Raw genomic sequence first — 26,030 nt, forward strand, 5'->3', positions numbered from 1 at the left:
CTCGTAAATCAATCCCTTCCTCGTCGGGCTTAACGACGCGGAGGGGATTTTTTTTCACCGATTTTATAAGAGGTCAGTACATGAGCACCTTAGGTCATCAATACGACAACTCCCTGGTTTCTAACGCCTTTGGTTTTTTGCGTCTGCCGATGAACTTCATGCCTTACGACAGCGACGCCGATTGGGTGATCACCGGCGTACCGTTTGATATGGCAACGTCAGGTCGCGCGGGCGGCCGCCATGGCCCGGCGGCGATCCGTCAGGTATCCACCAACCTGGCCTGGGAGCACAACCGCTTCCCGTGGAACTTCGATATGCGCGAGCGCCTGAACGTGGTGGACTGCGGCGATCTGGTTTATGCGTTCGGGGATGCGCGTGAAATGAGTGAAAAACTGCAGGCGCATGCTGAGAAGCTGCTGTCTGCCGGAAAGCGTATGCTCTCTTTTGGCGGCGACCACTTTGTTACGTTGCCGCTGCTGCGCGCGCACGCTAAACACTTTGGTAAAATGGCGCTGGTGCACTTTGATGCCCACACCGACACCTACGCTAACGGCTGCGAATTCGACCACGGCACCATGTTCTACACTGCGCCAAACGAAGGTCTGATCGATCCGAATCACTCTGTGCAGATCGGTATTCGTACCGAGTTCGACAAAGACAACGGCTTTACCGTGCTGGATGCGTGCCAGGTCAACGATCGCGGCGTAGATGACATTATCGCCCAGGTTAAGCAGATCGTTGGCGATATGCCGGTGTATCTGACTTTTGATATCGACTGTCTGGATCCGGCGTTTGCCCCAGGTACCGGTACGCCAGTGATCGGCGGCCTGACTTCCGATCGCGCGATTAAACTGGTACGTGGTCTGAAAGATCTGAACATCGTCGGGATGGATGTCGTTGAGGTGGCTCCGGCCTACGACCAGTCAGAGATCACCGCACTGGCGGCGGCAACGCTGGCATTAGAAATGCTCTATATCCAGGCGGCGAAAAAAGGCGAGTAACGGTTTCGGGCTATTTTACTCGCCATTTTGAACCCGGGCAGTGCTCGCCATCCTCACGTACTACGTGTACGCTCCGGTGGCTGTGCGCTGTCCGGTCTCAAACTGGCTTCGCCAATAACGCCCGATCGCTGGACTAAATTTGTCATTCTGTAGGCCGGATAAGGCGTTCGCGCCGCCATCCGACACTGTTCGAAGATTATTTGATCCCGTCTGCGCTCATGCGATCGCGAATATGTTGCGCACGTTCTGCGGATGCCGGGTGATCGTCAAACATTGAGCTTTGGCGTCCTGCTTCCAGTTTTGCCAGTTTCTCAAAACTGGTGGCTAAGCCAGCCGGGTTGATCCCACGTTTGCGCAACAGATCATACGAGTAATCATCCGCTTCGGATTCCTGACGCTGAGAGAACTGCGAGTTCACCAGTTTCTCGCCAAGATCGCCCAATTGCGACTGCGACAGGCTGCCGACAATACCGCCAGCGGATGCTGCTGCTGCCCGCACGGCGTTCGTACCCAGCGCAACCTGCATCCCTTTTTTCACGTGACCCAGCGCAACGTGACCCATTTCGTGGCCGATCACCGCTTCGACTTCGTTGTCGGTCATCATATCCATCAGGCCGCTGTATACACGAATACAGCCGTTCGCCATGGCAAAGGCATTCACATCTTTCGCCATATACACTTTGTAGTTCACCGGCTGGCCGTTAATGTTATCGCCAAGCGCGGCGGCTATTTTGCCAAGGCGCGTAGCATACTCGCTGCCGCTCGGGGCGATAGTAGCCTTGCTGTCCATATCTTTACAGGCCTGATCGCTCAGCGCTTTTACCTGCGCATCGCTCAGACTGTAGGCCTGAAAAGCCTCTGCGCCTGAGGAAAGTAGCCCGTTTGAGTCCATGTTCTGGCAGCCGGTCAAAGCCGCTGCCATGCTCGTAGCAAGCAGTAAAGCGCGAATTTTCATTTTTTCTCTTCCGCACAAGGTCAGGATTATTCTAAAAAATGCGTCGTTTACAGGTGAACCGACGCTCGGCCTAAGTATAAAGAAAAGAACAATAAGCGGGCGAGAAGATTGCGCAACTTGCGCGCATGATCCAGAGATTTCTGAAGCGGCAAAAGGATGCTCCATGTACATGACACGCGGCTTGGGTTACATTGTTGGCACTTTTTTCCGGCGTAGCCCAAAACGCGCTGTCGTCAAGTCGTTTAGGGCGTGGCCTTCATTATCCGATCTGGAGTCAAAATGTCCTCACGTAAAGAGCTTGCCAATGCTATTCGTGCGCTGAGCATGGACGCAGTACAGAAAGCCAAATCCGGTCACCCGGGTGCCCCGATGGGCATGGCTGACATTGCCGAAGTCCTGTGGCGTGATTTCCTGAACCACAACCCGACTAACCCGTCCTGGGCTGACCGTGACCGCTTCGTGCTGTCTAACGGCCACGGCTCAATGCTGATTTACAGCCTGCTGCACCTCACCGGCTACGATCTGCCGATGTCCGAGCTGCAGAACTTCCGTCAGCTGCACTCCAAAACGCCGGGTCACCCTGAAGTGGGTTACACCGCGGGTGTTGAAACCACGACCGGTCCTCTGGGTCAGGGCATTGCGAATGCAGTGGGTATGGCTATCGCTGAAAAAACGCTGGCGGCGCAGTTTAACCGTCCTGGTCACGACATCGTTGACCACTTCACCTATGCGTTCATGGGCGACGGCTGCATGATGGAAGGTATCTCTCACGAGGTATGCTCCCTGGCCGGTACGCTGAAACTGGGTAAACTGGTTGCGTTCTATGATGACAATGGCATCTCTATCGATGGTCACGTTGAAGGCTGGTTCACCGATGACACCGCGAAGCGTTTCGAAGCTTACGGCTGGCATGTGGTTCGTGGCGTAGATGGTCACGATGCTGACGCGATTAAACGCGCCGTTGAAGAAGCACGCGCAGTGACTGACAAACCGTCCCTGCTGATGTGCAAAACCATCATCGGTTTCGGTTCCCCGAACAAAGCCGGTACTCACGACTCTCACGGTGCGCCGCTGGGCGATGCAGAAATCGCACTGACCCGCGAACAGCTGGGCTGGAAATACGCGCCGTTCGAAATCCCGTCTGAAATCTACGCACAGTGGGATGCGAAAGAAGCCGGCCAGGCAAAAGAAGCCGCATGGAACGAGAAGTTCGCTGCTTATGCCAAAGCTTTCCCGCAGGAAGCTGCTGAATTCACCCGTCGTATGAAAGGTGAAATGCCGTCTGACTTCGACGCGAAAGCCAACGAGTTCATTGCTAAGCTGCAGGCTAATCCGGCGAAAATCGCCAGCCGTAAAGCGTCTCAGAACGCGATTGAAGCCTTCGGTCCTTTGCTGCCTGAATTCCTCGGCGGCTCCGCTGACCTCGCGCCTTCTAACCTGACTCTGTGGTCTGGTTCTAAGGCCATCAACGAAGATACTGCCGGTAATTACATCCATTACGGTGTACGTGAATTCGGTATGACCGCTATCGCAAACGGTATTTCCCTGCACGGTGGTTTCCTGCCGTACACCTCTACCTTCCTGATGTTCGTGGAATATGCCCGTAACGCGGTGCGTATGGCTGCGCTGATGAAACAGCGTCAGGTGATGGTCTATACCCACGACTCCATCGGTCTGGGCGAAGATGGCCCGACTCACCAGCCGGTAGAGCAGGTTGCTTCTCTGCGTGTGACCCCGAACATGAGCACATGGCGTCCGTGTGACCAGGTTGAATCCGCCGTTGCGTGGAAATACGGCGTTGAACGTCAGGACGGCCCGACCGCGCTGATCCTCTCTCGCCAGAACCTGGCGCAGCAGGAACGTACCGCCGAGCAACTGGCAAACATCGCTCGCGGTGGTTACGTGCTGAAAGACTGCGACGGTCAGCCGGAACTGATCTTCATCGCTACTGGTTCTGAAGTTGAACTGGCTGTGGCTGCGTGGGACAAACTGACCGCTGAAGGCGTGAAAGCGCGTGTGGTTTCCATGCCGTCTACCGATGCATTCGACAAGCAGGATGCGGCTTACCGTGAATCCGTACTGCCGAAAGCCGTCTCTGCTCGCGTCGCTATCGAAGCAGGCATTGCGGACTACTGGTTCAAATACGTGGGTCTGAATGGCGCAATCGTCGGGATGACCACCTTCGGTGAGTCTGCACCGGCAGAACTGCTGTTTGAAGAGTTCGGCTTCACCGTCGACAACGTAGTCGCGAAAGCAAAAGAACTGCTGTAATTTCGATTACAGGTGAAAACGGGTCGCTCAGGCGGCCCGTTTTTTAATTTGATTGAATTTAATTTACTCCGCGCAACCTGTAATTGTAGATCTGTATCACAAATGTGATATTTAATGTTATTTGATATTTGCAGTATGAGTCACACAATTAGTGTTGCTTTTTATTTTTAATGTCTCAATTCATTGTTTTTAAAGACTTCACGAAAAGACATTCCGCACCATACGTATTTCCCCACTCGATTGATTTCATGTTGCCGCACGCGTATTTTATTTTTAACGCTAACTCGTACCCTAATAATAAAATAAGGAAAATGTATGCGGTTGATTGATTACTTTCCCGAATCATCTATCTCAATAAAAGATTCAGCAAAGAACTGGCAGGAAGCAATTGACTTTTCTATGTCATCCTTACTCGCCAATCATTATGTCAATTCAGATTATATTCAGGCGATCAAAGACTCAACGATTAACAATGGCCCTTATTATATTTTAGCGCCTGGCGTCGCCATGCCACACGCTCGGCCGGAATGTGGCGCGTTAAAAACCGGAATGTCATTAACTCTTCTTAAACAGGAAGTGAAATTTGCCGATGATGATGAAGGTATCAAATTATTAATCGGGTTGTCGGCGGCAAATGCTGACTCTCACATTGGCGCTATTCAGGCCTTAAGCGAATTATTATGTGAAGAGGAAGCGCTAACCGCTTTGTTAGCGGCTAAATCAGAAAAACAACTGGCGGATATTATCGCCTTCGCATAATTCATCGTTTCCTTTCAGGATATTATTATGGAAAACAAGTCTGCTCGTGCCAAAGTCCAGGCTTTTGGTGGGTTTTTGACTGCAATGGTCATTCCCAATATCGGTGCCTTTATTGCCTGGGGTTTTATAACCGCATTGTTTATTCCTACCGGTTGGATGCCGAATGAGCATTTCGCCAAAATTGTCGGTCCGATGATTACCTATTTACTGCCCGTCATGATTGGCTCCACAGGGGGGCATCTGGTTGGCGGAAAACGTGGCGCGGTAATGGGAGGCATTGGTTCTATTGGCGTTATTGTGGGCGCGGATATCCCAATGTTCCTTGGCGCGATGGTGATGGGGCCGCTTGGCGGCTGGGTGATTAAGCATATCGACCGCCTGCTGGAAAAACGCATCCCCGCTGGTTTCGAGATGGTTATCAATAACTTCTCCCTGGGTATTGCGGGAATGCTCTTATGTTTGCTGGGGTTCGAAGTTATTGGCCCGGCGGTTCTCATTGCCAATAATTTTGTGAAGGAGTGTATTGAAGCGTTGGTTCATGCAGGTTATCTGCCGTTGCTATCTGTAATCAATGAGCCTGCGAAAATCCTCTTTCTGAATAATGCTATCGATCAGGGCGTCTATTATCCGTTGGGAATGCAGCAAGCCTCTGAAACGGGAAAATCGATTTTCTTCATGGTGGCATCCAACCCGGGGCCGGGATTAGGCCTGTTACTCGGCTTTGCCATCTTTGGCAAAGGGATGAGTAAAAAATCCGCGCCAGGCGCCATGATTATCCACTTCCTCGGTGGTATTCATGAACTGTATTTCCCGTATGTGCTGATGAAGCCTTTAACCCTGATTGGGATGATTGCCGGGGGAATGACCGGGACGTGGGTATTTCACTTGCTGGACGGTGGGTTGGTTGCAGGACCGAGCCCAGGATCAATATTCGCCTATCTGGCATTAACGCCAAAAGGTTCTTTCCTCGCGACCATTGCAGGCGTTACAGCGGGAACCGTTGTTACTTTTGTGATTACCTCTGTAATCCTGAAAATGGAAAAGAGCGTAGAAACGGAAAGTGAGGATGACTTTGCTGAATCAGCCAGAACCGTCAAAGCGATGAAGCAGGAAGGTAAGTTCTCTTATAAAAATATTAAACGCGTCGCTTTCGTCTGTGATGCGGGAATGGGTTCCAGTGCGATGGGGGCAACCTCGTTTCGTAAGCGTCTGGAGAAAGCGGGATTGAATATTAATGTCACGCATTATGCCATCGAAAACGTTCCGCAAGATGCCGATATTATTGTCACCCACGCCAGTCTTGAAGGTCGTGTTAAACGAGTGAGTGAAAAGCCATTAGTGCTGATTAAGAACTATATTGGTGACCCACTGTTGGACGATTTATTTAAACGCATCACTGCGAACTAGCCTTCTTCTATTTTTGGAGTAAGTATGAAAACGAAAGTGGCTGCCATATATGGCAAGCAGGATATTCGTATCCGCGAATTTGAACTGCCTGCAATTACAGATAATGAATTGTTAGTAAGCGTAATATCCGATAGCGTTTGTTTATCCACCTGGAAAGCGGCGGCATTGGGGAGCGATCATAAACGCGTACCGGACGATCTGGAAAATCATCCGGTTATTACCGGACATGAATGTGCAGGTATCATTGTTGAGGTAGGAAAAAACCTGACGGATAAATATAAGAAAGGTCAGCGTTTTGTGTTGCAACCCGCGATGGGATTGCCAAGTGGATATTCCGCGGGATACAGCTACGAATATTTTGGCGGCAATGCGACATATATGATTATCCCGGAAGTGGCGATTAACCTAGGATGCGTTCTACCTTACCACGGCTCTTATTTTGCCGCCGCCTCATTGGCAGAGCCGATGTGCTGCATTATTGGTGCGTATAACGCGAATTTTCATACCACGCCTTACGTTTATGAGCATCGCATGGGGATTAAGCCGGGGGGAAGCATTGCGCTTCTGGCCTGCGCCGGGCCGATGGGTATCGGCGCAATAGATTATGCCATTAACGGCAGTATTCAGCCGTCACGCGTGGTGGTGGTTGACATTGATGAAGCACGACTGGCGCAGGCTAAAAAACTGTTGCCGATTGAGCTGGCGGCAGAAAAAGGGATTGAGCTTATCTATGTGAATACCTCCGGCATGGACTCTCCGACCGTGATGCTGCGCGCCCTTACCAATGACGCAGGTTTTGATGATGTCTTTGTGTATGCGGCAGTGCCAGCCGTCATTGAAATGGCTGACGATTTACTTGCGGAAGATGGTTGCCTGAATTTCTTTGCCGGGCCGACGGACAGCAACTTCAAAGTGCCGTTTAATTTTTATAACGTGCACTACAACAGCACTCACGTGGTCGGGACCTCCGGCGGATCAACGGATGATATGAAAGAGGCTATTGCACTCAGTGCAACCGGACAGCTACAGCCGTCGTTTATGGTAACGCACATTGGCGGCCTTGATGCGGTTCCGGAAACCGTATTGAATTTACCGGCAATTCCCGGCGGTAAAAAGCTGATTTATAACGGCGTTACCATGCCGCTAACCGCTATTGCTGATTTTGCCGAGAAAGGGAAAACTGACCCATTATTCAAAGAGCTGGCGCTGCTGGTGGAGGAAACTCACGGCATCTGGAATGAAAAGGCAGAAAAATACCTGCTGGCACACTTCGGCGTTGATATCGGGGAGGCGGCGATATGATGTCGCTGGCATGGCCGCTATTTCGTATCACGGAGCAGGCTGCGCTGGCAGCCTGGCCGCAAACCGGGTGCGGCGATAAAAACAAGATTGATGGTCTGGCCGTGACGGCAATGCGCGAAGCATTGAACAGTATTGCCATCCGCGGGCGAATCGTCATTGGCGAAGGGGAGATTGATCGTGCCCCGATGCTGTGGATTGGTGAGGAAGTGGGAACCGGCGCCGGACCTGAGGTCGATATCGCCGTCGATCCTATTGAAGGCACACGAATGGTGGCGATGGGGCAATGCAATGCGCTGGCTGTCATGGCGTTTGCCCCTCGCGGCAGTTTGTTACACGCCCCTGATATGTACATGAAAAAACTGGTTGTTAATCGGTATGCAAAAGGGGCGATTAATCTGGCACTGCCGTTGGCAGACAATCTGCGCAATGTGGCTGAGGCACTGGGCAAACCGCTGGAGCGACTGCGGATGGTGACGCTGGATAAACCGCGTCTTCAACCGGCGATTGCCGAAGCGACACGACTGGGCGTCAAAGTCTTTGCGCTGCCCGATGGCGATGTGGCTGCCAGCGTGTTGGCCTGTATGCAGGAAAATCCCTATGACCTGATGTACACCATTGGCGGGGCACCTGAAGGGGTTATTTCAGCTTGCGCAGTTAAAGCGCTGGGGGGCGACATGCAGGCTGAACTGATTGATTTTTGCGAGGCGAAAGGTGATAGCGAAGATAATCGTCTGATTGCGGCACAGGAACGTCAGCGCTGCATGGAAATGGGCGTTGAGATCAACCGTATCTATGAGCTCGACGAACTGGTAGGGGGAAATAAGATCCTCTTCAGCGCGACGGGTGTTACGGGCGGCGATCTTGTGAAAGGGATCCAACAGGTTGCGAATGGTGTGCGCACGCAAACTTTACTGATCGGCGGCGCGGATCGAACGTGTAATATAATAGACTCTCTGCATTCATGGTGATTTATCGGGTAACTAATGACGACGCTGACAGAAGACGATGTGCTTGAGCAACTGGATGCTCAAAATAATTTACTTTCGTTTATGACGACGGCACATAACATTTTGCTCCAGGGCATTAAGCGCTTTCTGCCGTCGCTGTTCGTTAATAACGATGAAGAGATCGTGGAATATGCAGTGAAGCCGTTGCTCGCCCAGAGTGGACCGCTTGACGATATCGACGTTGCGCTACGTCTGATTTATGCGCTGGGAAAAATGGATAAATGGCTTTACGCCGATATCACCCATTTTTCCCAGTTTTATCAGTACTTAAACGGGCAGGATACTATCCCCGGTTTTGCCGATGACATCACCTGGGATTTTGTTAGCAACGTGAACAGTATTACCCGCAACGCAACGCTCTACGGCGCGCTGGAGTCAATGAAATTTGCCGACTTTGCTGCGTGGTCCGAGGTGCGCTTTAGCGCAATGGTCAAGACGGCAATGACGCTGGCGGTGACGGCGATTTTAAAGGAATTAACGCCGTGAAAATCGAACTAACGGTGAATGGGCTCCAGGTTGAAGCACATTACCATGATGATGAGATAGAGAACGTCCACAAACCGTTATTACAGCAACTGGCAAAAATACAGGCCGCTAACCCGCAGCGACGTACGATAGTTTTTCTCTGCGCGCCACCGGGTACGGGTAAATCGACGCTGACCACCTTCTGGGAATATCTCTGCGCTCAGGATCCTTGTCTGCCGAAGATCCAGACGCTGCCGATGGATGGCTTTCATCACTACAACAACTGGCTGGATGCCCATAATCTGCGGACATACAAAGGTGCGCCGGAAACCTTTGATGTGGATAAGCTTGCGCAGAATCTACGCCAGATAAGGGAAGGGGAAGGCTTCTGGCCGCAATACGATCGGCAAAAACACGATCCGGTCGAAGAGGCCATACGGGTGACTGCGCCGATGGTGATTGTGGAGGGAAACTGGCTATTGCGCGATGATGAAAGATGGCGAGCGTTAGCTGAGTTTTGTGATTACTCGTTGTTTATTCGCGCTCCAGCCAATGCGCTGCGTACGCGACTGGTAGGCCGTAAACTGGCTGGCGGACTCTCACAAGTTGACGCTGAGGCATTTTATGAGCGTACCGACGGACCGAATGTTCGTCGGGTGTTGGAAGATAGCCTGCCAGCAGACCTTATGCTGGAGATGACGCTTGAGGGGGCATATCGGACGGCATGAGATTTTTGTTGTGTAGCCGTACTACGCGCGAAAAATGGCGCTGCGTAAATGCAGCGTCATGACTGATCGCTACAACGCTGGCGCCACGCGTACGACACACTGCCAGCCAGTTTTCGAAGACGCCAAGCCAGTGCGCATCAAAGTCCCGGCTGGGCTCATCCAGCAGTAGAATAGCAGGTTCGAGGGCTTCCAGACTGGCGACGGCAACCATACGTCGCTGTGCAGTATGCAGATCGAGCGGGTGCGCGTCGGCGACATCCTCTAATTGACATAATCGCAGCGCCGCCATCGTGCGTTGCGCAATTTCAGTCGCCGGATGCTTCTGTAGCCGTAATCCAAAAGCCACTTCCTCTGCCACCTTGCTGTGAAAAAGTTGATTTTCAGCTTCCTGAAACAGGACGCCGAGCACCCTGGCACGCTCCCGGTTTTTCAGTTGCGCAATCGGACGGCTCTGCAGGGTTATTGTGCCGGATGAAGGCGTCAGTAGCCCGGCCATGATGCGCAAAAGCGTGGATTTTCCTGCGCCATTATCGCCCGTTAGTGCCAGCCATTCCCCCTCCTGGAGTTCCAGCGAAATATTGCGTAAACAGTCATCGGCGGCGTTCGGCCAGCGATAACTGACCTGGTTTAGCGTTAGCATAGTGGTGACAATGCTCCGTCGCGCTGCTGCCATGCCTGCTGGCAGTAGCTGAGAAAAGGTGAAGGGTTGCGTTCGAAAAGTATTACCAAAGCATGCTGTTCCTGTGCCCACTGTTGCAGTCGCGCCAGCAGCATTGCCGTGGCTTGCGCCGTCAGGCGACTGAACGCTTCATCCAGAATCAATATTTTCGGCTGCATGGCGAGTGCGCTGGCAATGACTACCCGCTGGGTTTCCCCGCCGGAAAGGGTGCCGGGATGACGATGACGCAGGGGCTGACATTCCGTCAGCGTCAGGGCGGCATCTATGCGCTGCATAATTTCAGCCTCGTCCAGACAGAGGTTTTCCGGGCCAAACGCCACTTCTTCTTCCACGCTGAAAGTACAACCTGAAAGCTGCAGGTAAGGTGACTGCTGCACAAGCTGGATGGTACTCGACTGCTCTACCAGCGACAGTCGCCCGATGGGATTACCCAGCAGCGTGCCTGCGCCCTCAATTTCTCCCGGAAGGAAATCGGGGTACCAGCCAGCCATCAGCTGTGCCAGCGTACTTTTCCCGCTGCCGTTCTCACCAAAAATAGCCACCATACCAGGCCTGGCGTAATGGAAGTTGTAACAGGCGGATGGCCGCATAGCGTGCGTCGGAATATAGCGAAACTGCTCTAACGTAACCATATCCAGACTCCTGTCTCAACTGCCATCAGAACCACCATACCGTAGCGGGCCAGACGTTGTAGGGTGCTGTCTGGCGGCGCCCACAGCGTGGTGCGAGTGCGATGCAGTCGAAATCCGCGCATATCGAGCGCTGCACCGCGAACGGCTAAGTCATTGAGCGCGTTATGGGTGAGCGGCACAATCAATGCAGGCATGGCGCGTAAACGTTGGTACCAGGACTCGTCCAGTGGTACGCCGCGTGCGCGCTGAGCCTCGTGAATAATCGCCAACTGGCGTTTGAGTTGTTCAACCACCAGCAGCGGGCCTGCGAACAGGTAGGCAACGCCTGGCGGCAGGCGTGAAGCAAACAGGGCGCGCATAAAGCGCGAAACCGGTACGTACTGCATCCACATCTGCGATGTCGACACAATGGCCAGGATCCGCAGCCAGAGCGTAACGGCATCGGCCCAGCGTTCTGGTGCGCGCGACTGCCCGCTAATCCACTCGGTAAGCCATCCGCCGTGCACCAGCCATAGCCCCAGTCCTAAGGGGATCATCAGCCAGAGTACGTATTTCGCCCGCGACCGCGTAGCCTTCATACATAGCAAACCGACAAACGTCGCGGCGCTGTACAAGCTCAGCGGCACTCCGGCTGGCAGCAGGAGCGTGGAGCAGGCGGCAAGCGCCCACAGAGTTAACGACGTAAACGGATGCATTTAGCGCACGGCAGACATCGTAGGGAAATGGCGCGTGGTGCGCAGCGGAAGTTGTCGCAGCAGCACCCAGACGATGATTGCCGTGAGGATTTTATCGACCAGATTCGCACCGATGACGGTGATGGCGACGGACTCCACCAGGTTCTGACCGACCGAGTGCATCCAGGCGACAAAAAGATCGGCGCCGCTGCCAGTGACACCGCCAAACAGAGTCGTGCGAATCGGCACGGCAACGAGGGTCACGGCAAGCGTGATAATTACGCCGCTGACCACGACTTTGGGTAAGGTGCGAAACCATCCCGCTCGTGCCAGCCAACCGGCAACCAGTCCAATAACCATGGCGACGGGCGCAAAGGCGGCGGCGATCGGATCGGTCAGTAACCCCCACAACAGGTTAGTGAGTAATCCGGTTAGCATCCCCACAACCGGACCTAACAGCACCGCGCTGATCAACGTGCCAATCGAGTCGAGAAAAATAGGCAATTTCAACATGCTGATAAGCTGCCCACCGATCATGTTGATGGCGATAGCAATGACAATAAGTACCAGAGACTGGCTGGAAAATTGGCGACGCGCCATAAAAGACCTCGTATAAGTGAAGCGTTAGCGGGATGAAATAACCAGTTCGTCATAACCGGAAACGGCGCAGGGCTGACGGCTGAATGCCAGAGACGTCAACTCGCCAATCACCAGTTCCAGCGTGGTTCGCACGGTACAGCCCGGCATCATGTGCCCGCCCAGCATTGCGCCGCGTGGGTCAGCAACCGCCAGATGGAGATGCTCGCCGGTAAGTTCCAGCGTGCCGTTCAGAGAGATAATTTCCCACGTACCCGTAAGTAGTGTGGTTTCTTCACGTCCGGCGAAGCGCAGAGCAATATTGGTCAAACTGCCGGTACAACCCGCTATCCAGGCTGCCTGGAGTTGATGCTGCTGGATAAACGCGTGTAGCGCTGAAAAGACTTCCTGGCCCGGTAATAAACGCAGCGCATGAAAGCGAGCTTCAGATGGTTGGGGATAGAATGTTGCCATAGTTGAGGGACTCCGAGACTCGGACGTTGCGCTGATAATATAGACGCGGTTTAGGGAGCTTTCTGATATTAATCAGGATTTGTGACATGGCAACGAAATAATCTTGCTACGGTTATTCGTAATTCTGGAATATGGAATAAAAGTCGTGTTGAAGGACATTAAAATGTGACGTAAGTCAGATAACTGTGTTCTGTTGCTGGACAATCATTCCTTTTATTCCTCGTTTCGCTTATTCTAGCTGAAGCGTTTCAGTAGACTAAATGTTCGACAATTAACCAATTAGTCGCAGTTTGCGACAGGTAAGGTTTCCCTGAGCGATTTGCTGCATTACTCTGTCTGCCACATCGTTTCTGAGAAATCCTTGCAGGAGACCTATGACCGTACGCGTAGCGATTAATGGTTTCGGTCGCATCGGACGCAACGTGGTTCGTGCTTTGTATGAATCCGGGCGTCGGGCGGAAATCACCGTGGTGGCAATCAACGAACTGGCGGATGCTGCAGGCATGGCGCATTTGTTGAAATATGACACCAGCCATGGGCGTTTTGCCTGGGATGTTCGTCAGGAACGAGACCAGCTCATCGTTGGCGATGACGCGATCCGCATTCTGCATGAGCGAACGCTCGATGCGCTTCCATGGCGCGAACTGGGTGTCGACGTTGTGCTGGATTGTACAGGGGTCTTCGGCAGTCGCGAACACGGCGAGGCGCATATTGCCGCCGGCGCAAAGAAAGTGCTCTTTTCACATCCTGGTAGTCACGACATCGACGCAACCGTTGTGTTTGGCGTTAATCAGGATCAGCTGCGCGCTGAGCACCGGATCGTTTCCAATGCCTCCTGCACCACGAATTGCATAATACCCGTCATCAAATTGCTGGATGATGCTTACGGCATTGAGTCTGGTACCGTCACCACGATCCACTCCGCGATGCACGATCAGCAGGTTATTGATGCTTATCATCCTGACCTGCGTCGCACGCGAGCGGCCAGCCAGTCGATCATTCCGGTTGATACCAAACTGGCGGCGGGCATCACGCGAATTTTCCCGCAGTTTAACGATCGTTTTGAGGCGATAGCGGTGCGTGTACCGACCATAAATGTGACGGCGATCGACTTAAGCGTGACGGTGAAAAAACCAGTAAAAGCCAGTGAAGTCAACCAGTTGCTGCAAAAAGCAGCACAAGGTGCATTTCATGGTATAGTTGACTATACGGAATTACCGTTGGTCTCAGTAGATTTTAACCACGACCCGCACAGCGCCATCGTTGATGGCACGCAAACGCGCGTGAGTGGCGCTCACCTGATCAAAACGCTGGTCTGGTGTGATAATGAATGGGGCTTTGCTAACCGTATGCTCGACACGACGTTAGCGATGGCTGCTATTGGTTTCAGGCTCGACGCTTGAGCGTCGACAAAACTTTATGAATCAACGAGAGGATTCACCATGTCTGTAATTAAGATGACCGATCTGGATCTGGCTGGTAAACGCGTTTTTATCCGTGCGGACCTGAACGTACCAGTTAAAGAAGGGAAAGTAACCAGCGATGCACGTATCCGTGCTTCCCTGCCGACCATCGAACTGGCACTGAAACAGGGTGCTAAAGTGATGGTAACTTCCCACCTGGGTCGTCCTACCGAAGGCGAGTACAACGAAGAATTCTCTCTGCTGCCGGTTGTTAACTACCTGAAAGACAAACTGTCTGCGCCGGTTCGCCTGGTAAAAGATTACCTGGACGGCGTTGAAGTCGCTGCCGGTGAACTGGTTGTTCTGGAAAACGTTCGCTTCAACAAAGGCGAGAAGAAAGACGACGAAGCGCTGTCCAAAAAATATGCTGCTTTGTGCGACGTATTCGTTATGGACGCTTTCGGTACTGCTCACCGTGCGCAGGCGTCTACTCACGGTATCGGTAAATTCGCCGATGTCGCTTGTGCAGGTCCGCTGCTCGCTGCCGAGCTGGATGCACTGGGTAAAGCGCTGAAAGAACCTGCTCGTCCGATGGTTGCTATCGTTGGTGGTTCTAAAGTTTCTACCAAACTGACTGTTCTGGACTCTCTGTCAAAAATCGCTGACCAGCTGATCGTTGGCGGTGGTATCGCGAACACCTTCGTTGCTGCTCAAGGTCACAACGTGGGTAAATCCCTGTACGAAGCAGATCTCGTTGACGAAGCTAAGCGTCTGCTGACCACTTGCGACATCCCGGTTCCGACCGACGTTCGCGTAGCGACTGAATTCTCTGAAACCGCACCGGCTACCCTGAAATCCGTTAGCGATGTAAAAGAAGACGAGCAGATCCTGGATATCGGCGACGCTTCTGCACAGCAACTGGCTGACATCCTGAAGAATGCGAAAACCATTCTGTGGAACGGCCCGGTTGGCGTGTTCGAATTCCCGAACTTCCGCAAAGGTACTGAAATCGTTGCTAATGCCATCGCAGACAGCGAAGCATTCTCTATCGCAGGCGGCGGTGACACCCTGGCAGCAATCGACCTGTTCGGCATTGCTGACAAAATCTCCTACATCTCTACTGGCGGCGGCGCGTTCCTCGAATTCGTGGAAGGCAAAGTGCTGCCAGCAGTAGCCATGCTCGAAGAGCGTGCTAAAAAGTAAGAATTTAATGGGCAGGGAAACCTGCCCTTATTTTAGCGCGCTTTAGGGCGCGCGCCCTTTCCAAGGCCGAAGATACAGGACTCGTAAAATGTCTAAAATTTTTGATTTCGTAAAACCAGGCGTAATCACTGGTGATGACGTACAGAAAGTTTTCCAGGTAGCTAAAGAAAACAACTTTGCTCTGCCAGCTGTTAACTGCGTGGGTACCGACTCCATCAACGCCGTTTTGGAAACTGCTGCAAAAGTTAAAGCGCCGGTAATCGTACAATTCTCCAACGGTGGTGCTTCTTTCATCGCGGGTAAAGGCGTGAAGTCCGACGTTCCTCAGGGCGCTGCAATCCTGGGTGCTATCTCTGGCGCGCATCACGTTCACCAGATGGCTGAACACTACGGTGTTCCGGTTATCCTGCACACTGACCACTGCGCGAAGAAACTGCTGCCGTGGATCGACGGTCTGCTGGACGCGGGTGAAAAACACTTCGCAGCAACCGGCAAACCGCTGTTCTCTTCTCACATGATCGACCTGTCTGAAGAGTCTCTGGAAGAGAACATCGAAATCTGCTCCAAATACCTGGCGCGCATGTCCAAAATGGGCATGACTCTGGAAATCGAACTGGGTTGCACCGGTGGCGAAGAAGATGGCGTGGACAACAGCCACATGGACGCTTCTGCACTGTACACCCAGCCGGAAGACGTTGATTACGCATACACCGAGCTGAGCAAAATCAGCCCGCGTTTCACCATCGCAGCTTCCTTCGGTAACGTACACGGCGTTTACAAGCCGGGTAACGTCGTTCTGACCCCGACCATCCTGCGCGACTCTCAGGACTATGTTTCTAAGAAACATAACCTGCCGCACAACAGCCTGAACTTCGTCTTCCACGGCGGTTCCGGTTCTACTGCTCAGGAAATCAAAGACTCCGTAAGCTACGGCGTAGTGAAAATGAACATCGACACCGATACCCAATGGGCTACCTGGGAAGGCGTTCTGAACTACTACAAAGCAAACGAAGCTTACCTGCAGGGCCAGTTGGGTAACCCGAAAGGCGAAGATCAGCCGAACAAGAAATACTACGATCCGCGCGTATGGCTGCGTGCTGGTCAGGCAACCATGATCACCCGTCTGGAACAGGCTTTCAAAGAACTGAACGCGGTTGACGTTCTGTAATTTACGTCGTTCCACGTGACATGAGGCCCGCAAATGCGGGCCTTTTTTATTGTTATGTCAACGTGCTGCTGGCAGAGAATTCTGTGATCTGTTTGGCAAAATCCAGGTTTATTGTTTACCCTTGTCAGGTTGCCAGTCCCGTCAGGGCGGCTTTATTTCTCCCGTTTGGGTAAGCAAAAAAGGAATAGTGAATGGAAGATTTGAATGTTGTCGACAGCATAAACGGTGCGGGCACCTGGCTGGTGCGTAACCAGGAACTGCTGTTGAGCTATGCCGTCAACATCGTTGCGGCCATCGCGATTGTCATTATCGGTATGATCGTGGCGCGCATTGTATCAAATACCGTTAACCGCCTGATGCTGGCGCGTAAAATTGATGCCACCGTTGCCGACTTCCTCTCTGCACTGGTGCGTTACGGTATTATCGCTTTCACGCTGATTGCCGCTCTGGGCCGCGTTGGGGTGCAAACGGCCTCCGTGATCGCCGTGCTCGGTGCCGCAGGTTTAGCCGTCGGTTTGGCGCTGCAAGGCTCGCTGTCTAACCTCGCCGCAGGTGTCCTGCTGGTAATGTTCCGTCCGTTCCGTGCAGGTGAGTATGTCGATCTCGGTGGCGTGGCCGGAACCGTGCTCAATGTGCAGATTTTCTCCACCACTATGCGCACCGTTGACGGTAAGATTGTCGTGATCCCGAACGGTAAAATCATCGCCGGGAACATCATTAACTTCTCTCGTGAACCGGTTCGTCGTAACGAATTTATTATCGGTGTAGCCTACGATTCCGATATCGATCAAGTGAAAAAAATCCTCACCGATATTATCCAGTCGGAAGATCGCATTCTTAAAGACCGTGAAATGACGGTGCGCCTGAATGAACTGGGGGCTTCCTCAATTAATTTTGTCGTACGCGTCTGGAGCAACAGCAGCGATCTGCAAAGTGTCTACTGGGATGTACTGGAACGCATTAAGCGTGAGTTCGATGCCAACGGCATCAGCTTCCCGTATCCGCAGATGGATGTGAACTTCAAGCGTGTGAAAGAGAGTACGGCAGAGTAATTACGCGCCCGGAGGCGCTATCGCTTTCCGGGCCGACAAAACGTCCTTTCCATTAATTTCCCTAATCTGCGATTAAAATTATCAATTTCCGCTAATGATTTTCCCGCGCTATAGTCTGCTCCTAAGAGAAACAGTTCGGGATGATTAACGTGTTATCGTATTACTTTCAAGGGCTTGTGCTTGGTGCAGCCATGATACTTCCGCTTGGCCCGCAAAACGCCTTCGTGATGAACCAGGGCATTCGCCGCCAGTATCACATCATGATTGCTTTACTCTGTGCTATCAGCGATTTAGTGCTGATTTGTGCCGGGATCTTTGGCGGTAGCGCCTTGCTGATGCAGTCGCCGTGGTTGATGGCGCTGGTCACCTGGGGCGGAGTGGCGTTTCTGCTCTGGTACGGTTTTGGTGCGTTAAAAACGGCGATGAGCAGCAATCTGGAACTGGCCAGCGCTGAAGTAATGAAGCAGGGGCGCTGGAAAATCATCGCTACTATGCTGGCGGTGACCTGGCTCAATCCCCATGTTTACCTGGATACCTTTGTGGTGCTGGGGAGTCTGGGGGGGCAACTGGACGTTGAGCCGAAGCGCTGGTTTGCGCTAGGAACCGTCAGCGCTTCGTTCCTGTGGTTCTTCGGTCTGGCATTGTTGGCGGCCTGGCTGGCTCCGCGTCTGCGCACTGCTAAAGCGCAGCGCATCATCAATACGCTGGTAGGATTAGTGATGTGGTTTATTGCTTTTCAACTGGCAAAAGAAGGTGTTGCGCACGTTCAAGCGTTGTTCAACTAAGTGTTGTCTGATGGACAACGCAGCGAGATCGGCTAAGCTTGCCTGCATGTGCCCTGAGTTTCGGGGTAATTATTGAAACATGGAGGAACGACCGTGAAGTTCAAAATAATGGCCCTGGCGGCATTAATCGGATTCAGCGCACTATCGGTACAGGCAAATGAGTTGCCAAATGGACCGCACATCGTGACTTCCGGAACGGCAAGCGTGGATGCGACACCAGACATCGCCACGCTGGCAATTGAAGTGAACGTTGCTGCCAAGGATGCGGCGTCAGCGAAGAAGCAGGCTGATGAGCGCGTGGCGCAATATCTGTCTTTCCTTGAACAGAACCAGATAGCGAAGAAAGACATTAGCGCGGCCAACCTGCGTACCCAACCGGACTACGACTACCAGAATGGTAAAAGTATCCTCAAAGGGTATCGTGCAGTGCGCACCGTTGAAGTCACGCTGCGCCAACTGGACAAACTTAACGCTCTGCTCGATGGCGCGCTGAAAGCGGGTCTGAATGAGATCCGTTCGGTATCACTGGGCGTTGCCCAACCGGATGCTTACAAAGATAAAGCGCGTAAAGCGGCAATTGATGATGCAATTCATCAGGCTGAACAGCTGGCCGCGGGCTTTAACAGTAAACTGGGTCCCGTTTACAGCGTGCGCTACCACGTTTCCAATTATCAGCCGAGCCCGATGGTTCGGATGATGAAAGCAGATGCCGCACCTGCTGCCTCTGCTCAGGAAACCTACGAACAGCCAGTTATTCAGTTTGACGATCAGGTTGATGTGGTCTTCCAGCTCGAACCCGCGGCGGGTCAGCCAGCAGCAGCGCCTGCCAAAACGCAGTAATCTTTTCAGACCCGGCTTTCCAGCCGGGTTTTTTCTGTGAGCAACTGTAAAAATGAGACTTCACATCCGGTCTTTTTTTTCGCCGTAATGAGGATAGGCCATAGCGATTTTTAAGGGGACGCTATGGATATTTTTATCTCAAAAAAGATGCGTAATTTCATTCTGCTGGCGCAAACCAATAACATCGCCAGAGCGGCAGAAAAAATACATATGACCGCATCACCTTTCGGTAAAAGCATTGCCGCACTGGAAGATCAAATCGGCTATACGTTATTTACCCGCAAAGATAACAACATCAGCCTGAATAAAGCCGGACAAGAGTTGTATCAGAAGCTGTTTCCCGTCTATCAGCGCCTTTCTGCCATTGATAACGAAATCCATAACACCTCTCGCCGCTCGCGGGAAATCGTCATCGGCATCGACAATACCTACCCAACGATTATTTTTGACCAGTTGATCAGCCTTGGCGATAAGTATGACGGCGTGACGGCTCAGGCCGTTGAATTCAGCGAAAATGGGGTGATTGATAACCTGTTCGATCGCAAACTGGATTTTATTATCTCGCCGCAGCACGTTTCCCCCCGCGTGCAGGGGCTGGAAAATATGGCGATCAGCGAACTGCCTCCGCTGCGTCTGGGCTTTCTCGTTTCCCGGCGCTACGAAGAAAAACAGCCGCAGGATCTGTTGCGCGAGCTGCCCTGGCTGCAAATGCGTTTCCAGAATCGCGCCAACTTTGAGGCGATGCTGGATGCTTACATGCGACCCTGTGGGATCAACCCGACGATTATCTATCGTCCGTACAGCTTTATGGCGAAGATTAGCGCGGTGGAGCGTGGGCAGTTTTTGACGGTGATCCCGTATTTCGCCTGGCGCCTGGTGAACCCGTCGACGCTGAAATATTTCGATGCGCCCGGTAACCCAATGTATATGCAGGAGTTTCTGTATTCGCTGAAAAATCATCGCTATACCGCCACCATGCTCCAGCATATTGCTGAAGATCGTGACGGTACGGCAAGTTAACCGAGCATCGAGCCTGTTTCGAGAAGATTGCGATGCAGATCGAACGCATGGCTGAGATCGTGATGGATATGCCCGCCGGGCGCTTTTTCCAGATAGCGGTGCAGGTAGTCCCGGTAAAGCGGATGCGCACAGTTATCGATAATCGTGTGCGCCCGCTGCATCGGAGATAAACCACGCAGATCGGCAATGCCCTGTTCAGTGACGATCACTTTCACACTATGCTCGCTGTGATCGACATGGCTGCACATCGGCACGATAGTGGATATTTTCCCGCCTTTGGCAATCGACGGAGCCATAAAAATCGACAGATAGGCGTTACGCTCGAAATCGCCGCTACCGCCGATGCCGTTCATCAGGTTGACGCCCGCAACGTGCGTGGAATTAGCATGGCCGTAGATATCAAACTCCAGACCAACATTGAGCGCAATGACGCCCAACCGACGAATGATTTCCGGGTTATTGGAGATCTCCTGCGGGCGCAGCACAATCCGGCTGGCGAAGAAGTCCATGTTGTCGTAAATCTTCTGTAGCGACGGGGCTGAAATGGTCAGACTGGAAGCGCTGGCACCGGTTATCTTGCCCGTTTCCAGCAGATGCACCACCGACTCCTGTAGCACCTCCGAATACATCATAAAGGGCGGGATATCCGGATTCTCCCCCAGTCGCGCCATCACCGCGTTGTTGATATTACCCACGCCGCTTTGTAAGGGCAGAAACTCAGCTGGAATGCGTTTGTGCGCCATTTCTGCCAGCAGAAAGGTGACCACGTTATCGGCAATTTGTTGGCTGACCGGATTGGTTTTATCCGACGCATTTCCGGCATCGGGCAGTTCGGTATCCACCACCGCGACCACTTTCCTGGGGTCTATCTGCACACACTGGCTACCTACGCGATCCATGGTATGAAAAATGGGTACGCTGTTACGCCGCGGTGGCGCGCCAGGTATCACGATGTCGGCAAACTCTGCCACGCGGGGATTGTGATAATGATTCAACTCAATAATGACTTTTTTCGCCCGCAGCAGCCAGGTGGGCGCGTTACCAATGCCGCTGGAAAGCCAAATCCGGCCGTCTGGCGCAATCGCGGAGGCTTCAATAACGGCAACGTCGATCTCGCCAAAAAAGCCGTAATTAACCATCTGTGCGACCTCGCTCAAATGGAGATCGACAAACCTCACCTGGCCCTGATTAATTTTCTCACGCAGGCCAGATGATGTTTGATAAGGCGCACGCCAGGAAACGGCATCCGCCGCAGACAGGGCATCATCAGCGGCGGCGCCAATTGATGCCCCGGTCAGCAGACGGATCTGAAAAGGCTGCCCGGTTTGATGTTGCTCGCAGGCGCGTTGGGCAATTGCGCTGGGTAACGCTTTTGGCGAACCCGCGGGGGTAAAGCCGCTGAACGCCACCATATCATCGTGCTGGATAATTTCTGCCGCCTGTTCGGCGTTCATCCGTTTCATGGCCGTCTCCTTCCTCGGACGTGATTAATGGCCGACAAAATTAGGTTTACGTTTTTCCATAAACGCGTTCATCCCTTCCTGATAATCCTCGCTGTCGTATACCGCGCGACGCATACCCTGAATGCGCTCAAATTCGTCTGAGTTCATGGTGTGAGCTTCCCCCAGCACGCGCAGTTCTTCTTTGATGACGGCGATTGCCAGCGGCGCTTTTTCCGAGATGTGGTGCGCCATTTGCAGGGTGAAATCTTCCAGTTCCTCGGCGGGAACAACATGGTTGAGGATCCCGACCGCCATGGCGCGTTGAGCGGTGATGGGCGAAGCGGTAAAAATCAGCTCTTTCACGATGTGAAAACCGGCGTCGCGGGTCAGGTTGTGGATGCCGACCAGGTTATACGGCACGCCGAGGTTGACCGGGGTCATCGAGAAGGTGGACGTTTCAGCAGCGATGATCAGATCGGAACTCATGATCATCTCAAATGCGCCGCCCCAAACGCTGCCTTCGACCATAGAGATCACCGGCTTCGGATATTTTTGGATCATGCGGGTTATCTGACGCAGCGGATCGTCATAAGAGAGCGGATCGCGGCGTCCGGTGGGGAGTTCATGAATATCATGCCCGGCAGAGAACACTTTGGCCCCGCTCGGGGCGCGCAGAATAATGCAGCGAATTTCCGCACGATTGAGGTCGCTCAGCGCCTGCATCAGATCGTCAATAAACACTTTGCTCAGGGCGTTGAGCTTGCGGGCGTAGTTGAACTCAATAACCGCGACTTTCTGGATGATGACCACGTTGACGTATTGATAAGACATAATGTTCTCTTTAGTGAAAGTAATGATGCTGGATAAATTCGCTGATGTGCCGCAGACCGGTACGCGGCGACAGATCGTTATTTTTGACGGCCTGTAGCGTCTGCTGGAAATAACGGTCGAAATCAGTACGGGCAAACAGCAGATGCAGTGCTTCTTCTTCAGCCTGACGATGTAACCAGTCCACCGCCTGCTGCTGGCGGACTTTTTCAAGTCGACCGCTGGCGGTAAGGCACGTTTTAAAGTCGGTTATCGTCTGCCAAACTTCCTCAATACCGCGTTTTTCCAGCGCACTACAGGTCAGAACCTGCGGCAGCCACTCGTCATATTTGCGGCGCAGAATATGCAGGGCGGATTCGTACATATGGCGGGCGATGGCAACGTTGGTATGGTTATCACCGTCGTCTTTGTTGATGACGACCAGATCAGCCATTTCCATCAGGCCTTTTTTGATGCCCTGCAAATCGTCACCACCGCCGGCGATTTGCAGTGAGATAAAGCAATCCACCATACCTGCGACTTCGGTTTCTGACTGTCCAACGCCGACGGTTTCCACAATCACCACGTCAAAGCCCGCCGCTTCGCACAGCAGCATTAATTCGCGGGCGCGCTGGCTGGCGCCACCTAAATGCCCGCTGGAAGGTACCGGGCGAATAAACGCAGATTCGGCGCGTGCCAGTTCCGTCATGCGGGTTTTATCACCGAGAATACTGCCGCCGCTGACCGGGCTGCTGGGATCGACGGCGATCACCGCCACGCGTAACCCCTGGCGAATCAACAGCATGCCGAAGGCTTCCAGAAAGGTGCTTTTCCCCGCGCCCGGCGTACCGGTTATCCCCAAACGCAGGGCGTTACCGGTGAACGGCATAATCGCGTCGAGCAATTGCGTACTGAGCGGCTGGTGGCGCGGGTGGCTGCTTTCGATCAGCGTCATCGCCTGGGCGAGCGTAGCCCGTTCGCCAAGTCGCAACCGACGGACGGTATCCTCAAGCGTGGCGGCGTTAATCATGATGCTGACTGATACGGGTTAACACATCGCGGACGCTGTCGAGCATTGGCGTGCCGGGGCCATAAATAGCGGCCACGCCATGCTCGTGCAGGAAAGCGTAATCCTGTGGCGGAATTACCCCTCCGGCGATGACGCAAATATCCTCGCGTCCCCAGCTTTTGAGCGCGGTGACCAGCTCTGGGATCAATGTTTTATGACCCGCCGCCAGCGATGATGCGCCAACCACATGGACATCGTTTTCTACCGCCAGACGGGCAATTTCCTCTGGAGTGGAGAACATCGGGCTGAGGTCGACATCGAAACCGAGATCGGAGTAGGCGCTGGCGATCACTTTTGCGCCGCGATCGTGGCCATCCTGACCCATCTTGGCGATCAGAATGCGCGGGCGGCGGCCATTTTCTGCGAGGAACTGTTCGGTTTGCGCAACAATGGCGTCGAACTCATCGGCGGATTTATCAGACTGGTGATAGCTTTGCGCAATCACCCCGGTGACGCACTGGCTGGGAACCAGATAGCGATCAAAGGCGGCTTCCAGCGCGTCGGAGATTTCACCGAGCGTGGCGCGAACGCGGGCGGCGTTGACGGCGGCTGCCAGCAGGTTTTCATTATGCTGCGCGGCGTGGGTCAGCGCGGATAGCGCGGCGTTAACGGCATCACTGTCGCGGGTGGCGCGGATATGCTGCAGTGAGGCAATCTGCTCGTTGCGCACCTTCACGTTGTCGATCTCCAGCACCGACGTCTCGTCTTCTTTATCCAGCTTGTACTTATTCACGCCGACGATGACGCGTTTACCCTGGTCGATCAGCGATTGTTCACGCGCGGAGGCTTCTTCGATCATCCGTTTAGGCAATCCGGCTTCGATCGCCTTCGCCATGCCGCCAGCCTCATCTATCTGCTTGATGATCGTGCGCGCCTGCTTCACGATTTGATCGGTCAGAGACTCCACGTAATACGATCCGGCCAGCGGATCAACAGTGCGGCAGATCTCTGACTCTTCCTGAATGATGATCTGCGTATTACGCGCAATACGGGCGGAAAAATCGGTGGGCAGACCGAGCGCCTCATCAAAGGCGTTGGTATGCAGGGACTGAGTGCCACCAAGCGTGGCGCCGAGCGCTTCAATGGTGGTACGCACCACGTTGTTGTACGGGTCCTGCTCAGTCAGACTCCAGCCGGACGTCTGGCAATGGGTACGCAGAGCGAGAGATTTCGGGTTAGTCGCACCAAAACTGCTGACCGCTTCGCTCCACAAATACCGCGCCGCGCGCAGCATGGCGACGTTCATAAACAGATCCATACCGATGCCGAAGAAGAACGACAGGCGTGGGGCGAAGTCATCAATTTTCAGCCCGGCGGAAAGCGCGGCCTTGATGTATTCAATTCCGTCTGCCAGCGTAAATGCCACCTGCTGTACGCAGTTCGCCCCAGCTTCACCCATGTGGTAACCGCTGATGCTGATGGTGTTAAAACGCGGCATGTTGCCGGAGCACCAGGCGATGATGTCAGCGATAATGCGCATGGAGGGTTTTGGTGGATAAATATAGGTGTTGCGGCACAGGTACTCTTTCAGAATATCGTTCTGAATGGTTCCGGTGAGCTGTTCCGGCGTTACGCCTTGTTCTTCAGCAGCGACGATATAAAACGCCAGCACCGGCAGCACCGCGCCGTTCATGGTCATCGATACCGACATCTTATCCAGCGGGATCTGATCGAACAGCACCTTCATATCTTCGACGGTATCGATCGCCACACCCGCTTTGCCGACGTCACCCGCCACGCGCGGGTTGTCTGAGTCATAACCGCGATGGGTGGCAAGGTCAAAGGCGACGGAAAGCCCTTTTTGCCCGGCGGCGAGGTTGCGGCGGTAAAAGGCGTTGGACTCTTTGGCGGTAGAGAAACCGGCGTATTGGCGAATGGTCCACGGCTGCGCGGTATACATGGTGGCGCGTGGGCCGCGCACGTAAGGCGGCAGACCGGGGAGGGTGCCTGTTACTTCCAGATTATCGAGGTCCGCTTCGGTGTACAGCGGCTTGATGGCAATCCCTTCCGCCGTCTGTCTTTCCAGCGACTCAACGGTTTTTTCCCGTCGACTGAGTTCTTTGTTGGCGAGTGTTTGCCACTCCTGCACGTTTGCCATTTTCTGCTCCGTATTACGCAATAAGTTGAATCTTTGCGAATACGGTGTGCTTTTTCATTTGGCTTGTCGCCAGCAAAAAATAGCCAACAGGACGTCGTTTTTTGCCGCGTGGCGTGTTTTATTTTGTGATTTATTTCAAAGACGTGGCGGGAATAGCATGAAAAGTCGATAGAGTCATACATGCCGGATTGGCAAAGCCGATCCGGCATTCGT

The 26,030-nt window shown here is 53.2% G+C and carries 25 protein-coding genes; 15 read left to right on the forward strand and 10 right to left on the reverse strand.

Annotated elements, in window-relative coordinates; genetic code table 11:
• Positions 1-80: 80 nt before the first annotated feature.
• Positions 81-1,001, forward strand: coding sequence for an agmatinase (gene speB / locus IB196_RS03790; RefSeq protein WP_005123314.1), 921 nt, complete (start codon positions 81-83; stop codon positions 999-1,001).
• Between the two features lie 196 nt (positions 1,002-1,197).
• Here the strand turns inward: speB and IB196_RS03795 are convergent, their stop codons facing one another.
• Entirely contained in the window at positions 1,198-1,956 is a 759-nt protein-coding gene (locus tag IB196_RS03795) for a M48 family metallopeptidase (RefSeq protein WP_005123315.1), read from the reverse strand.
• Between the two features lie 279 nt (positions 1,957-2,235).
• On the opposite strand from IB196_RS03795, the gene tkt reads away from it, so the two are divergent.
• From tkt to IB196_RS03830, 7 genes are all read left to right on the forward strand, one after another.
• The gene (gene tkt, locus IB196_RS03800; RefSeq protein ID WP_149692368.1) at positions 2,236-4,227 is read left to right on the forward strand and encodes a transketolase; all 1,992 of its coding nucleotides are present in this window, start codon (positions 2,236-2,238) and stop codon (positions 4,225-4,227) included.
• A gap of 315 nt (positions 4,228-4,542) precedes the next feature.
• Positions 4,543-4,986 (forward strand): PTS mannitol transporter subunit IIA, encoded by a 444-nt coding sequence (gene cmtB / locus IB196_RS03805; RefSeq protein WP_149692367.1) that lies wholly within the window; start codon positions 4,543-4,545, stop codon positions 4,984-4,986.
• 27 nt (positions 4,987-5,013) lie between these two features.
• A complete protein-coding gene (locus tag IB196_RS03810) occupies positions 5,014-6,393 on the forward strand; it encodes a PTS mannitol transporter subunit IICB (protein WP_188231913.1) in 1,380 nt (459 codons plus the stop codon).
• A gap of 24 nt (positions 6,394-6,417) precedes the next feature.
• Positions 6,418-7,695: a zinc-binding dehydrogenase gene (locus IB196_RS03815; protein ID WP_040232104.1), complete on the forward strand. Its 1,278-nt coding sequence runs from the start codon at positions 6,418-6,420 to the stop codon at positions 7,693-7,695.
• Positions 7,692-8,663: a class II fructose-bisphosphatase gene (glpX, locus tag IB196_RS03820; RefSeq protein ID WP_188231914.1), complete on the forward strand. Its 972-nt coding sequence runs from the start codon at positions 7,692-7,694 to the stop codon at positions 8,661-8,663. The genes IB196_RS03815 and glpX overlap by 4 nt, the downstream gene beginning before the upstream one ends.
• A gap of 15 nt (positions 8,664-8,678) precedes the next feature.
• Complete coding sequence (locus IB196_RS03825; protein WP_040232109.1) at positions 8,679-9,188, forward strand: MltR family transcriptional regulator; 510 nt, start codon at positions 8,679-8,681, stop codon at positions 9,186-9,188.
• The gene (locus IB196_RS03830; RefSeq protein WP_040232110.1) at positions 9,185-9,895 is read left to right on the forward strand and encodes a nucleoside/nucleotide kinase family protein; all 711 of its coding nucleotides are present in this window, start codon (positions 9,185-9,187) and stop codon (positions 9,893-9,895) included. The genes IB196_RS03825 and IB196_RS03830 overlap by 4 nt, the downstream gene beginning before the upstream one ends.
• On the opposite strand, the gene IB196_RS03835 is transcribed toward IB196_RS03830, so the two are convergent.
• The 5 genes from IB196_RS03835 to IB196_RS03855 are packed head-to-tail and all read right to left on the reverse strand — an operon-like array spanning position 9,852 to position 12,930.
• The gene (locus IB196_RS03835) at positions 9,852-10,535 is read right to left on the reverse strand and encodes an ATP-binding cassette domain-containing protein (protein WP_040232111.1); all 684 of its coding nucleotides are present in this window, start codon (positions 10,533-10,535) and stop codon (positions 9,852-9,854) included. The two genes, IB196_RS03830 and IB196_RS03835, sit on opposite strands and share 44 nt — an antisense overlap.
• On the reverse strand, positions 10,529-11,206 hold the full coding sequence (locus IB196_RS03840; protein WP_040232112.1) for an energy-coupling factor ABC transporter ATP-binding protein: 678 nt from the start codon (positions 11,204-11,206) through the stop codon (positions 10,529-10,531). Before IB196_RS03840 ends, IB196_RS03835 begins: the two co-directional genes overlap by 7 nt.
• Positions 11,194-11,901, reverse strand: coding sequence for an energy-coupling factor transporter transmembrane component T (locus IB196_RS03845; protein ID WP_188231915.1), 708 nt, complete (start codon positions 11,899-11,901; stop codon positions 11,194-11,196). The genes IB196_RS03840 and IB196_RS03845 overlap by 13 nt, the downstream gene beginning before the upstream one ends.
• Complete coding sequence (locus IB196_RS03850; protein ID WP_005123322.1) at positions 11,902-12,480, reverse strand: ECF transporter S component; 579 nt, start codon at positions 12,478-12,480, stop codon at positions 11,902-11,904.
• Positions 12,481-12,504: 24 nt separating this feature from the next.
• Positions 12,505-12,930 carry a PPC domain-containing DNA-binding protein gene (locus IB196_RS03855; protein WP_005123323.1) on the reverse strand — a complete coding sequence of 142 codons (426 nt, stop codon included), beginning with the start codon at positions 12,928-12,930 and terminating at the stop codon, positions 12,505-12,507.
• 374 nt (positions 12,931-13,304) lie between these two features.
• Here IB196_RS03855 and epd point away from each other — a divergent pair, with 374 nt between their 5' ends.
• The 7 genes from epd (at position 13,305) to IB196_RS03890 (ending at position 20,401) form a co-directional block, all read left to right on the forward strand.
• Complete coding sequence (gene epd, locus IB196_RS03860) at positions 13,305-14,333, forward strand: erythrose-4-phosphate dehydrogenase (RefSeq protein ID WP_003027035.1); 1,029 nt, start codon at positions 13,305-13,307, stop codon at positions 14,331-14,333.
• 39 nt (positions 14,334-14,372) lie between these two features.
• Positions 14,373-15,536 carry a phosphoglycerate kinase gene (gene pgk, locus IB196_RS03865; RefSeq protein ID WP_003027032.1) on the forward strand — a complete coding sequence of 388 codons (1,164 nt, stop codon included), beginning with the start codon at positions 14,373-14,375 and terminating at the stop codon, positions 15,534-15,536.
• 88 nt (positions 15,537-15,624) lie between these two features.
• Positions 15,625-16,704 (forward strand): class II fructose-bisphosphate aldolase, encoded by a 1,080-nt coding sequence (gene fbaA, locus IB196_RS03870; RefSeq protein ID WP_003027029.1) that lies wholly within the window; start codon positions 15,625-15,627, stop codon positions 16,702-16,704.
• Positions 16,705-16,895: 191 nt separating this feature from the next.
• A complete protein-coding gene (locus tag IB196_RS03875; RefSeq protein ID WP_040232115.1) occupies positions 16,896-17,756 on the forward strand; it encodes a small-conductance mechanosensitive channel MscS in 861 nt (286 codons plus the stop codon).
• A gap of 149 nt (positions 17,757-17,905) precedes the next feature.
• Positions 17,906-18,541: an arginine exporter ArgO gene (gene argO, locus IB196_RS03880; RefSeq protein ID WP_040232272.1), complete on the forward strand. Its 636-nt coding sequence runs from the start codon at positions 17,906-17,908 to the stop codon at positions 18,539-18,541.
• Positions 18,542-18,634: 93 nt separating this feature from the next.
• Entirely contained in the window at positions 18,635-19,381 is a 747-nt protein-coding gene (locus tag IB196_RS03885) for an oxidative stress defense protein (protein ID WP_005123328.1), read from the forward strand.
• Between the two features lie 123 nt (positions 19,382-19,504).
• The gene (locus tag IB196_RS03890) at positions 19,505-20,401 is read left to right on the forward strand and encodes a LysR family transcriptional regulator (protein ID WP_040232116.1); all 897 of its coding nucleotides are present in this window, start codon (positions 19,505-19,507) and stop codon (positions 20,399-20,401) included.
• Here IB196_RS03890 and IB196_RS03895 read toward each other — a convergent pair.
• The 4 genes from IB196_RS03895 to scpA are packed head-to-tail and all read right to left on the reverse strand — an operon-like array spanning position 20,398 to position 25,817.
• Positions 20,398-21,864, reverse strand: coding sequence for an acetyl-CoA hydrolase/transferase family protein (locus IB196_RS03895; protein WP_040232117.1), 1,467 nt, complete (start codon positions 21,862-21,864; stop codon positions 20,398-20,400). The genes IB196_RS03890 and IB196_RS03895 overlap by 4 nt on opposite strands.
• Positions 21,865-21,888: 24 nt before the next feature.
• On the reverse strand, positions 21,889-22,674 hold the full coding sequence (gene scpB, locus IB196_RS03900) for a methylmalonyl-CoA decarboxylase (RefSeq protein ID WP_005123332.1): 786 nt from the start codon (positions 22,672-22,674) through the stop codon (positions 21,889-21,891).
• Between the two features lie 10 nt (positions 22,675-22,684).
• Positions 22,685-23,680, reverse strand: a complete 996-nt coding sequence (gene meaB, locus IB196_RS03905; RefSeq protein ID WP_005123333.1) for a methylmalonyl Co-A mutase-associated GTPase MeaB — start codon at positions 23,678-23,680, stop codon at positions 22,685-22,687.
• A complete protein-coding gene (gene scpA / locus IB196_RS03910; RefSeq protein ID WP_005123334.1) occupies positions 23,673-25,817 on the reverse strand; it encodes a methylmalonyl-CoA mutase in 2,145 nt (714 codons plus the stop codon). Before scpA ends, meaB begins: the two co-directional genes overlap by 8 nt.
• Positions 25,818-26,030 lie beyond the last annotated feature (213 nt).

This window comes from Citrobacter sp. C6_1, from assembly GCF_014596835.2.
Lineage (GTDB): Bacteria > Pseudomonadota > Gammaproteobacteria > Enterobacterales > Enterobacteriaceae > Citrobacter > Citrobacter pasteurii.

Excerpts from the sequence above, each read along its gene's own strand:
- speB (WP_005123314.1), top strand. The coding sequence starts at position 81 with ATGAGCACCTTAGGTCATCAATACGACAACTCCCTGGTTTCTAACGCC.
- IB196_RS03795 (WP_005123315.1), bottom strand. The coding sequence starts at position 1,956 with ATGAAAATTCGCGCTTTACTGCTTGCTACGAGCATGGCAGCGGCTTTG.
- tkt (WP_149692368.1), top strand. The coding sequence starts at position 2,236 with ATGTCCTCACGTAAAGAGCTTGCCAATGCTATTCGTGCGCTGAGCATG.
- cmtB (WP_149692367.1), top strand. The coding sequence starts at position 4,543 with ATGCGGTTGATTGATTACTTTCCCGAATCATCTATCTCAATAAAAGAT.
- IB196_RS03810 (WP_188231913.1), top strand. The coding sequence starts at position 5,014 with ATGGAAAACAAGTCTGCTCGTGCCAAAGTCCAGGCTTTTGGTGGGTTT.
- IB196_RS03815 (WP_040232104.1), top strand. The coding sequence starts at position 6,418 with ATGAAAACGAAAGTGGCTGCCATATATGGCAAGCAGGATATTCGTATC.
- glpX (WP_188231914.1), top strand. The coding sequence starts at position 7,692 with ATGATGTCGCTGGCATGGCCGCTATTTCGTATCACGGAGCAGGCTGCG.
- IB196_RS03825 (WP_040232109.1), top strand. The coding sequence starts at position 8,679 with ATGACGACGCTGACAGAAGACGATGTGCTTGAGCAACTGGATGCTCAA.
- IB196_RS03835 (WP_040232111.1), bottom strand. The coding sequence starts at position 10,535 with ATGCTAACGCTAAACCAGGTCAGTTATCGCTGGCCGAACGCCGCCGAT.
- IB196_RS03840 (WP_040232112.1), bottom strand. The coding sequence starts at position 11,206 with ATGGTTACGTTAGAGCAGTTTCGCTATATTCCGACGCACGCTATGCGG.
- IB196_RS03845 (WP_188231915.1), bottom strand. The coding sequence starts at position 11,901 with ATGCATCCGTTTACGTCGTTAACTCTGTGGGCGCTTGCCGCCTGCTCC.
- IB196_RS03850 (WP_005123322.1), bottom strand. The coding sequence starts at position 12,480 with ATGGCGCGTCGCCAATTTTCCAGCCAGTCTCTGGTACTTATTGTCATT.
- IB196_RS03855 (WP_005123323.1), bottom strand. The coding sequence starts at position 12,930 with ATGGCAACATTCTATCCCCAACCATCTGAAGCTCGCTTTCATGCGCTG.
- epd (WP_003027035.1), top strand. The coding sequence starts at position 13,305 with ATGACCGTACGCGTAGCGATTAATGGTTTCGGTCGCATCGGACGCAAC.
- pgk (WP_003027032.1), top strand. The coding sequence starts at position 14,373 with ATGTCTGTAATTAAGATGACCGATCTGGATCTGGCTGGTAAACGCGTT.
- fbaA (WP_003027029.1), top strand. The coding sequence starts at position 15,625 with ATGTCTAAAATTTTTGATTTCGTAAAACCAGGCGTAATCACTGGTGAT.
- IB196_RS03875 (WP_040232115.1), top strand. The coding sequence starts at position 16,896 with ATGGAAGATTTGAATGTTGTCGACAGCATAAACGGTGCGGGCACCTGG.
- IB196_RS03890 (WP_040232116.1), top strand. The coding sequence starts at position 19,505 with ATGGATATTTTTATCTCAAAAAAGATGCGTAATTTCATTCTGCTGGCG.
- IB196_RS03895 (WP_040232117.1), bottom strand. The coding sequence starts at position 21,864 with ATGAAACGGATGAACGCCGAACAGGCGGCAGAAATTATCCAGCACGAT.
- scpB (WP_005123332.1), bottom strand. The coding sequence starts at position 22,674 with ATGTCTTATCAATACGTCAACGTGGTCATCATCCAGAAAGTCGCGGTT.
- meaB (WP_005123333.1), bottom strand. The coding sequence starts at position 23,680 with ATGATTAACGCCGCCACGCTTGAGGATACCGTCCGTCGGTTGCGACTT.
- scpA (WP_005123334.1), bottom strand. The coding sequence starts at position 25,817 with ATGGCAAACGTGCAGGAGTGGCAAACACTCGCCAACAAAGAACTCAGT.